Origin of the sequence: Christiangramia sp. 3-2217-3z (assembly GCF_051195275.1) — a bacterium.
In the GTDB taxonomy this organism is placed as follows: domain Bacteria; phylum Bacteroidota; class Bacteroidia; order Flavobacteriales; family Flavobacteriaceae; genus Christiangramia; species Christiangramia marina.
In genome coordinates this window covers 1-8,998 of sequence record NZ_JBNJLI010000016.1, presented here as the reverse complement: position 1 = coordinate 8,998, position 8,998 = coordinate 1, and the positions used below count along the sequence as shown (strand labels likewise).

Here is an 8,998-nt window from a genome sequence, read left to right as displayed (position 1 = left end):
GTTATCGCCAGTTGGCGGAGTAAGGGACGCGGATTTGTCGGCTTAGTATTGGTTTGTTGGTCAAGTTAATTATTTTCCTTCTAACGGTGCCGCTTATTGGCGATGAACCGTTGTTGGCAGCTGTGTTTATTGTACGACAAATTCGTTGGGATCTATAAGATTTATATTAGGATTATTTTCCAGAAATAAATCTAAATACGCTGAATGAGTTCCACCAAAGATTATCAAAACTCGATCATTTTTGTCTTTTTTGATATTAGCAAAATTGGAATATATCGCTAAATTTCTTTTGTAAAAGTTGGAAATGATTTCTACCCCTTCAAGCTTTCCATTTGGTTGCATTGTAGCTAAAAAGTTATAGAAATTAATTGTTTCAGATCTCCATTCTTCAGTATTCATAATTTGAAATTTCCCTAATAAACTGAGATCATTAAATTCCTGGATATCCTTAGAGTTTTGTTTTAAAAATTCTTTATTATAATCGGAATCTGATTCTTTAGCAAGTTGCATTAGTTTGGGATAATCAAATCCTAATTTATAATCAATTCCATATATTTTTTCTACTCCAGATAATCTTCCAACCTCAAAAGCAATTGAATTTATTTCTTCGCTCCAATTTGTTGTGTTTGATTGATCAATTTTATATTCTTGATAAATCTCATTAATACCTTCAGAGTTTTTTTTAGGTATTTCTACACAAATAATTGTTGGCTCAAATTCGACTAGTTTTTGAACTATTTTATTTACGTCTCTTCTTACAGTAGGATTATTAATATCAACAAGAGATGAATTTGCATCAGTTGTGTTTGATAGATGGAAAGTTGCGTAATTTAAAACTGTGATTTTATCATTGTTTCCTTTTTCTTGAGCATAAGTGATTTTAAATGTTATTGTAATTAATAAAAGAAGTAAAGTAGTTTTTAAATTCATACGTAAATTTTGTCAAACATTGCTGCCAACGGTCTTGGTTAAGGCAAGTAGCGTGGAGTAGGGACACGTTCTTGTCGGCTTTGTTGATTTTTTAATTGGTGTCTAAACTAGCGCTTTTCATACGAATGCCCGCTATTTGCGCTTAACCGATGTTATGTGGCGTTTTTAACGATAAATCTTATTTTTCTTCTACAATTATCCCAAATTTCACTATCCCAATTTGAATCATTCAAATCATTCCTGTAACCATCTAAAAAACTTTTTAGAGAAACAACAAATTTCGTTGCATTTATTGTCCTTTTTTGCTCATCAAATAATTTTCCATCTCTTCTAATTTTGTAATTATCATAAATTTCTCCTTGATGCAGCAAACCGTTTCTTATTGATTTATAAATGTTTTGATTCTTAAAGATTTTCAAATCATTATTATATTCTTCACATTTTAGAAAAACTACGATATAGTTTTCATTCCCATTGCCTAATGTTTTATCATTTCCGCTAATGAATGAGGCTATTGATTCAATCAATAAGCAAGAACTACTCATCATTAAAAAGCCGTTTTTATATTCGAAATGGAATGCGTTATTAACTTCTTTCACTCCGCTGTTTTGATATTCGGTTTTATTCGTGCTATCGTAAAAGAAAATCTTTAAAAATCTTTCATAGAAACGATGATAAATTAATTCTGATATTTCTTCTTTATTACTTTCATTTTCAATTAGACTTCCAAGGTCATCTGTTGATTTGGTAATTAATTCTTTACCTTGACTAAAATAACTTGAAAAAACAGTCATTTACTTTTTATCAGAATTAGAACCGTCTGAGGATGATGAATCTGAATTGTTTCCCGAATTTTCTCTCGTGCCTTGGTTTTCTTGGTTTGTACTAGGTCTGGGGGATTGTATAATCCGTCCTTTTTCTATTCTATCTTTATCTGGCATAACTTCTTTTTTATTAAATAAATTTATGGAACAAAATACGATAATTAAAGCTATTCCCAGTAATAGACTTACTAATGAGAATTGATCGAGTTTACTTATTTTTTTGTTTCTCTCAGCTATATTATTTCTAAAATCTTTGTCTGATATATTAGAATCAAAATCTTCTAGGCTTTTCATAGTCAGTTTTCTAGAAGTTAGAATTGATATTAAATTAATAGATAATGTCAGAGCTAGGCATAACCAGCCCATTATAATTATAAAGAAATAAGATGCATAAGAAAGGTTTACAATTTTTTCTAGAAATCCTAATGATAGTGCTAATCCTCCGGCTGAGATGTATGTAATTTTTCTTTCTAAATCATTTTCTGATTTGTCAATTGAAGAATAAAATTCAGATCGAATTCTATCTATTTCTTCTGTTTCTTTTTCCAGAGTTCTTTCGTCTTTTTTATTCATCAATTAGAACTAAATTTTTTATAAAAATGCCATATAACGGTCTCGGTTATCGCAAGTTGGCGGAGTAGGGAACGCGGCATTGTCGGCTTAGACCTGTTTTGTTGATGAACTTAATTATATTCTTTCTAATGCTACCGCTTATTTGCGATTAACCGTTGTTGTGCCAAGTATTTATAGATCAAACCCTAAATTTAGTTGTAACATAAATGGGAAAATATTGCCATTTCCCTCCGTGTCAAAATAATATTGAGGTCCTATGTCGAATAATAAATGGAATTTTTCTCCATATTTTCTTTGTATTCCCCAAGTTGGTCCAAATGCAAAATCAAAGTCAGAAGTTCGAGTAACATTCTCTGCGATTGATGGACCTCTTGTTATGAACCGGGCCGAAATAAAATTTCCTGAATTATTTTGAACTGTCTTATTTTTTCCGATTCTTTTATTTAGGTTGTAAAACCATTTTTGTTGTAGATCTAAAAAAGGAGCAATTATGTAAATAATTCCATTGTCAATAACAGTAATAGCTCCATTCTCATTACCAGTTAGATCCTTATATCCACCACCGTATCCAATTCCTAATCCTGATGAAAAGGTCGAATAATTTCCAGTTGGAATTTCTATTTCAGCACTTGGATTCAAAAAGTTAATTCTCAATACTTTTTCTGTATTATAAGTATTTTGTTCTTGCGCGTAAGTAGTAATTGTAAATAAAGCTAAAAAAGCCAAAATTGATAACTTTTGCATTAAGTATAGATATTTAGTGTTTTAAGTTTGGATTGTTGGTTATTATGCAACAATTTTTATTAAAGATTAAGTTTTCAAATATAATTATTCCCATAACTCTTTCGCATATAATTAAGGAATTATAATATTAGAGTTCGGATTTCAATTAAATATTTGGCACAACGGTCTCGGTTATCGCCAGTTGGCGGAGTAGGGGACTCGGATTTGTCGGCTTAGTATTGGTTCCTTGTTTAAGTTAATTATTTTCTTACTAGCGCTACCGCTTATTGGCGATGAACCGTTGTTGTATGCAGTTTATTTAATCAAATCTCTCTAAAGGACCTGAATAACTTCCTATTATAGTTTTAGAATCAGTTATTTCAAAACTGTAATTGATGTCATAATCACTTGTCGTATCTACTATTTCAATTTCTATTGTCCCTTCATTTAAATAAGAAGTAGAATCAATAACTTCTTGTAATTGGCAGTTTTCTAGGTTATTATTAGAACTAGAGCAATTAAATTGGAACTGCGCAAAATTCAAAGTTGCGCCAGATGTGGTATCAAATATGTATGATCCGCTAGGTGCGAAATTTAAAGCTAGACCGTTACTTCTATCTTGAATACATCTAAATATTACCATACTCGTCGTTGAATCACTAAATTTAATTTCGTCGAAATTATTTGAAAATGATGTAATCTCACCATCTGTGAATATTATAATAAAATCATAACGTCTTTCTGTACTTAAATCTTTAGTATAATATGCTTTATTGATATTATAATCTTCAGAATTAACGAAATATTCTTCTTGCTTTTCTTGATTTAATTCATCGTCATTGCTACACGATGCTAATAGGAGGATAAATACAATTAATGTCGGGAGGTAAAGTTTCATAATTATTTAGATTAGTTAGATTGGAATTTTAGTCCTCAATTATTACGCCAGACTTCTTAATAAATTGCATACAACGGTTTCGAATAATCGTCAGTTGTGGTTGACGGTATTCGGATTTGTCGGCTTAGGTTTTTGTTTCCTGGTTTCTAAAAGTACTATTTTATTTAAAAAGGCCACAATTGCGAATATTCGTGGTTATATGCTGTTGCGACACGTCCGAGTAAGAACGGGAGATTTGCCGCTGTCGGGAAAATTATACTTTAAAAGAAAAATCTTTATCGAATTGTTACAATTCTTGCGTCTGAGTAAGTGTCCGTTTCTTGGTACTATTTATGTTTTTGATGAAGTTCTTAGTAGCTAAATTTGTGCTTGAGTAGCTACCAAAAGCTTTTTTAGTCATTATCTTATTTTGAACAAAAATCGCAGAATTCTGTTTCGGATCTAGATCTTGTAGCTTATCTATTTAAAAAAAATCTTTCCTCGAATCTTTCAATTTATAGCTTAAATTACGGATTTGTCCGTTTGGAAAATTAATGTTTTATGTAGCTAAAACTGTGCGGAGCAATTGCATATAACGGTCTCGGTTATCGCCAGTTGGCGGAGTGCGGGACGCGGATTTGTCGGCTTAGTATTGGTTTGTTGGTCAAGTTAATTATTTTCTTACTAACGGTGCCGCTTATTGGCGATGAACCGTTGTTATTGCGCGTTAATTTACCTTTACATATGTTTCATTGTAATCTTCTTGATTATCCTCTAAATTCCCATTTTCATTGAGAAATAGTACAAATGCTCCAAGGGAAGTTTTGTAATCATTTATTGTATCACTATTTGGCCAATGTTGTGATCCAAAATATCTGAAAAATACAGCACTATCTTCTGCAACAATATATTTTCCTTTTCTAATTAGTGTGTCATTCTGTTTTGTTACTGAAATTCTTTTCCAGGTTTTATCACCAAATACTGAAAGTTGTGCGTTTGAAACTTTATTATTTAAGTTCCATACTCCAGAAATATCAGGTTGTTCAGTTGAATTATTCTTTTCATTAGTCGGAGTACTAATTTTTCTTTCTATAGATTTTTCGTTTATACAACCAGAAACTATAATTGTATAAGAAAATATTAGAATTTTACTCAGTCGGTTTAAAAATTTTATGTTCAAATCTCAAAAAATTTATGCGCTACAACGGTCTCGGTTATCGCCAGTTGGCGGAGCACGGGACGCGGATTTGTCGGCTTAGTATTGGTTTGTTGGTCAAGTTAATTATTTTCTTACTAACGGTGCCGCTTATTGGCGATTAACCGTTGTTGTTGCCAGTTTTATATTCGAAAATTATGATTTTAGTTTTTTATTAATGAAGGTGTATCCTAAAACTTTCTTTTTTAAAAGGTTTAATTATTCTAAATTGGACATTGTTTGTCTTTTAAAGTTGCTTCTTTTTTAATGATAATTGCAATATGAAAATTTTTAGATCTGTATTATTAATATTTTCTCTTTTTCTAAGTATGTCTTTTTATGGGCAAACAGATGATTCTATACAAAATATAAATTCTGTCCTGTATTTCTCAGGTTTGTATTCGATGGATCAACCTATTGGTTTAGGAAAATTGAATGTTCAGGAAGAAAAGCCATCTCTTGTATTATATAATAGAACAACTAATTCCTATGATACTTATTTGAGTGAAAATGGTAGTTATAGTTACAGTGGCTCAAATAACCATTTTAATAATAAGTCTAACTTTTTTACAAATCTATTTCTAGGAAATAATTCCTTCTCAGAGAGTAATAGTCTTGTACCAAAAAGTTCTTTATTGTTAGAGGAGGACGATAGTTATATAGTTCGGGATTCTTTTAATCCGAATGGTGCTTCTAATTTTTCTGAAGCTGTGTTAGGTGGAGTTTTAGGATTACTCTTTAATTAAACCTTTTTTCACTCTAAACCTCAAATATAAAATTGGCTACAACGGTCTCGGTTATCGCCAGTTGGCGGAGTAGGGGACGCGGGTTTGTCCGCTTAATATTGGTTTGTTGGTCAAGTTAATTATTTTCTTTCTAACGGTGCCGTCTATTGGCGATGAACCGTTGTTGTGTGCAGTGATTATTCCGGATTTATAATTAGAAATCTGAAGTTTTCATCAAAAATAAATTCGGATTTAAACAATATTTTGGCGTTTACATGATTGCTTTCTAATACATCCACTTCCTGTTCAGTATAATTTTGGCCTTCTTTTTCATTCCATTCTCTAATTAGATCATCAGTTATTAATTCTTTTTGATATTCTGAAACTTCAACTAATAATTGATTTTTATACCAATTGGAATTCTCACTTACAAAAATATTGGCTTTTACATTAGTGAAATCTATGATGAAAATTAAATGACTGTATTTATTAAATGAATTAATTATTGGAATGTTATTATATCTTTTATGAGATATAGGGAAAGTATTATCTTGATAATCTAGTTTTCCAATTTTCTTTTCTGTTTGCCAGTTGGCAAAAATTACTAAGTTTTTCTTGTTTTTTGTTTTATCAATGAATGAATTAATGTCATCTTGAATTTGATTTGATAATTTTGGAGTTTTTATCTTCTCCAATTTACCGAAGAAAAGGTTGTCAATACTCCTTGCCAATCTAGATCCAAAATCATTAAGACCTATAATATCTTGATAATATTCTCCATCAATAAAGGCAAATCTCATTTTATTCAAAGTTTGGAAAAAACCATATCCATCTATTTTCTCATTATTTGGTAAAAAGTTTATTTTCTGAAAATGTTCTAAAACCCTAATTATTATAAGGTTTTCTTCCCATTGTTTTCCGACGTTCTGTCTGAATTTATCTATTCTAGTATCGGATAATGGAACTTTCCTGATTTTGTTATAACGATCAATCTCAATTTCTTTTTGAAGAAACTGAAATAAATTAAGAATCTTTTCTTTCCTTGATTTTAATTGTAAATCTAAATTTTTCACACTTGTATCAGGGAATATAAAATCCATATAAGATTCATTATCGATTCCTATGTTGTCCATTATTCTACTAATGTCATCTACAATAAATCTAAACCGATTGTTTAGTTTAATCCGAGTAAAATCTTCATTATTTCTAATCAGATGAGGAAACTTAAGTAATATTATTACTAAACCAAATCTTAACCAAATATTAGGTGTAAGTGCAAAATATGCTACATTCATCGGAGGTTCTTTAATTTCCCATTGATTTACAGCCCACAATCCATTATTTTCTACTTTATCAAAAAGGTCAAAAAAATCATTCAAAAAATTTGAATTGTATCGAACCGTTAAATTCTCAAAATTTTTTTCAAAGTATTTCAAGTATGATCTCTCAGAATCTAAATCACTGTGAAATTTCAAATAATATACCCAACATAAGTTAATGTTTATAAACTTAAAAAAATATCCACTTTTATCTTTTTCATAATCAAGACGGAACAAGGATTGATCTACTTTGTTATATAAATCGTCCAGTAAGTCATATTTTTTCTCTTGGATTAGAAGCTTGGTGATATTGATTAATGGCAGATATGAAACTTCAATATAGTTTTGGTCAATATCCTCATAATTTTCTCCTACATTAATTTTCATAACCAATGATTCAAATATCCTTTCGGCTAGAATAACTCTATGAGAATCTTTAAGACTTTTAAATATGTAAATACTTAAAGTTGAAGTCTTAGAGTACGCCTTTAAATTTTTATTGAAGGATTTCGCTAGCAATGTGTATTGATAGAAGTCAAGCAGTTCTTTAAAGACTTCATCATTATCTTTTTGTGATGCATCTATTAAATTTTTTTGGATTGAATAAATTATATCATTTATGTATTTAAAAGATATAGTGTCGTAGTATTGATTTAATCCTATATTCATATTTCCAAATCTAAATATTGTTCATAAAGCATTTCCATATTTTTCAAATTGTAATTGAGGTTTGAAGAATCATTAGACACTGTATTATCAGATACCTTGTTAAGCAGTCTTTCTAAATGCTCTAATTGATAATCATTGTCAAAATAAGGTTTGTTTGAAAATGAGTAATATTTATTTAGTTTTAAATTGTTTTTATTCGAAAATGATAACGAATTAATAACTTGATCAGCAGGAAATTCTTGATCAAATTCAACAGGATGATAAAATCTTCTTTTGTCATTTATTTTTTTCATCTTATTATCTAACTCCTTCACATTGATATCCCTTAAATAAACTGGATTTTTACTTTCATGTGTAAAATGAAACAAATCTTCTGGTGAATTCCATTTTATATATTTTAGAAAATCATTTTTTTTAAGAAATTCTAAGTATTTACTATTGAAACTGTCCTTAAAAGTATTTCTGTAGTAAGCATTAAAAAATTCAATCTCTAATTCGTTTTTTATGATCTTAAGTCTTTTTTCTTTGTGAATGAAATTAAATACAACATCATAAAGTTTAACTAACTGGATAATATAAAATAGGAAATTGGCAAAAATGAAAATAAGAATATTAGAGCTTACATTGTTATTATGAAATGATGGACTTAAAAAGTAAAGAAGTAAAATCCAGAAAATAATCGAGAACCCGAAATACGTTAAAAACTTAAAATTGACTCTTCTATCGATTATGGATTGAATATCATCCCGATCTTCTCTTAAGTGAGTGAAAAGAAGATTAGTAACAAATAGATTCATCGATACTAGAGTTATAATTCCAGTTGTAAATGTTTTAACGTTTTCTTTAAAATCGACTTCAAAAAATTTTAAAAATTGAAAATCTATATAGAATGTATATATAGTTACAAGTAGAATTCCAATAAGGAAGTAAACGAATATTTTCCCGAAGTTTAAATTATATAATTTAAAATTTTGATTATTAGACTTTTTTAATTTAGAATAATCTTTAGATAATTTCGCTTTTAGTTCTTTTTCAGTTTCTTTTTTTATACTCATTTAAAGCAGAATGTTTGTTAATCATTGCACACAACGTTATCGAATAGGAACAGTAGGGGATTCTATATACGGATTTGTCAGATTAGCTTTCTGTTTGTTGATGATATC

At 29.4% G+C, this 8,998-nt stretch carries 9 protein-coding genes; 1 reads left to right on the top strand and 8 read right to left on the bottom strand.

From position 1 onward, the window contains the following. Nucleotides 1–126: 126 nt before the first annotated feature. The 6 genes from ACSHZO_RS15425 to ACSHZO_RS15400 all read right to left on the bottom strand — a co-directional run bounded on the left by ACSHZO_RS15425 (nucleotide 127) and on the right by ACSHZO_RS15400 (nucleotide 5,107). Entirely contained in the window at nucleotides 127–930 is an 804-nt protein-coding gene (locus tag ACSHZO_RS15425) for a DUF5694 domain-containing protein (RefSeq protein WP_298248313.1), read from the bottom strand. 152 nt (nucleotides 931–1,082) lie between these two features. Next, complete coding sequence (locus ACSHZO_RS15420) at nucleotides 1,083–1,724, bottom strand: hypothetical protein (RefSeq protein WP_298248314.1); 642 nt, start codon at nucleotides 1,722–1,724, stop codon at nucleotides 1,083–1,085. Further along, on the bottom strand, nucleotides 1,725–2,327 hold the full coding sequence (locus ACSHZO_RS15415) for a hypothetical protein (protein WP_298248315.1): 603 nt from the start codon (nucleotides 2,325–2,327) through the stop codon (nucleotides 1,725–1,727). A 171-nt stretch (nucleotides 2,328–2,498) separates the two neighbouring features. Then, nucleotides 2,499–3,071, bottom strand: coding sequence for a hypothetical protein (locus ACSHZO_RS15410; RefSeq protein WP_298248316.1), 573 nt, complete (start codon nucleotides 3,069–3,071; stop codon nucleotides 2,499–2,501). Nucleotides 3,072–3,369: 298 nt separating this feature from the next. Then, on the bottom strand, nucleotides 3,370–3,948 hold the full coding sequence (locus ACSHZO_RS15405; protein WP_298248317.1) for a hypothetical protein: 579 nt from the start codon (nucleotides 3,946–3,948) through the stop codon (nucleotides 3,370–3,372). 706 nt (nucleotides 3,949–4,654) lie between these two features. Beyond that, on the bottom strand, nucleotides 4,655–5,107 hold the full coding sequence (locus ACSHZO_RS15400; RefSeq protein ID WP_298248318.1) for a hypothetical protein: 453 nt from the start codon (nucleotides 5,105–5,107) through the stop codon (nucleotides 4,655–4,657). A gap of 296 nt (nucleotides 5,108–5,403) precedes the next feature. Between ACSHZO_RS15400 and ACSHZO_RS15395 the strand changes: the two genes are divergently transcribed. Next, entirely contained in the window at nucleotides 5,404–5,868 is a 465-nt protein-coding gene (locus ACSHZO_RS15395; RefSeq protein WP_298248319.1) for a hypothetical protein, read from the top strand. Nucleotides 5,869–6,044: 176 nt separating this feature from the next. On the opposite strand, the gene ACSHZO_RS15390 is transcribed toward ACSHZO_RS15395, so the two are convergent. Then, entirely contained in the window at nucleotides 6,045–7,835 is a 1,791-nt protein-coding gene (locus ACSHZO_RS15390) for a hypothetical protein (protein WP_298248320.1), read from the bottom strand. Further along, entirely contained in the window at nucleotides 7,832–8,890 is a 1,059-nt protein-coding gene (locus ACSHZO_RS15385; protein ID WP_298248321.1) for a hypothetical protein, read from the bottom strand. Before ACSHZO_RS15385 ends, ACSHZO_RS15390 begins: the two co-directional genes overlap by 4 nt. Between the last annotated feature and the right edge of the window lie 108 nt (nucleotides 8,891–8,998).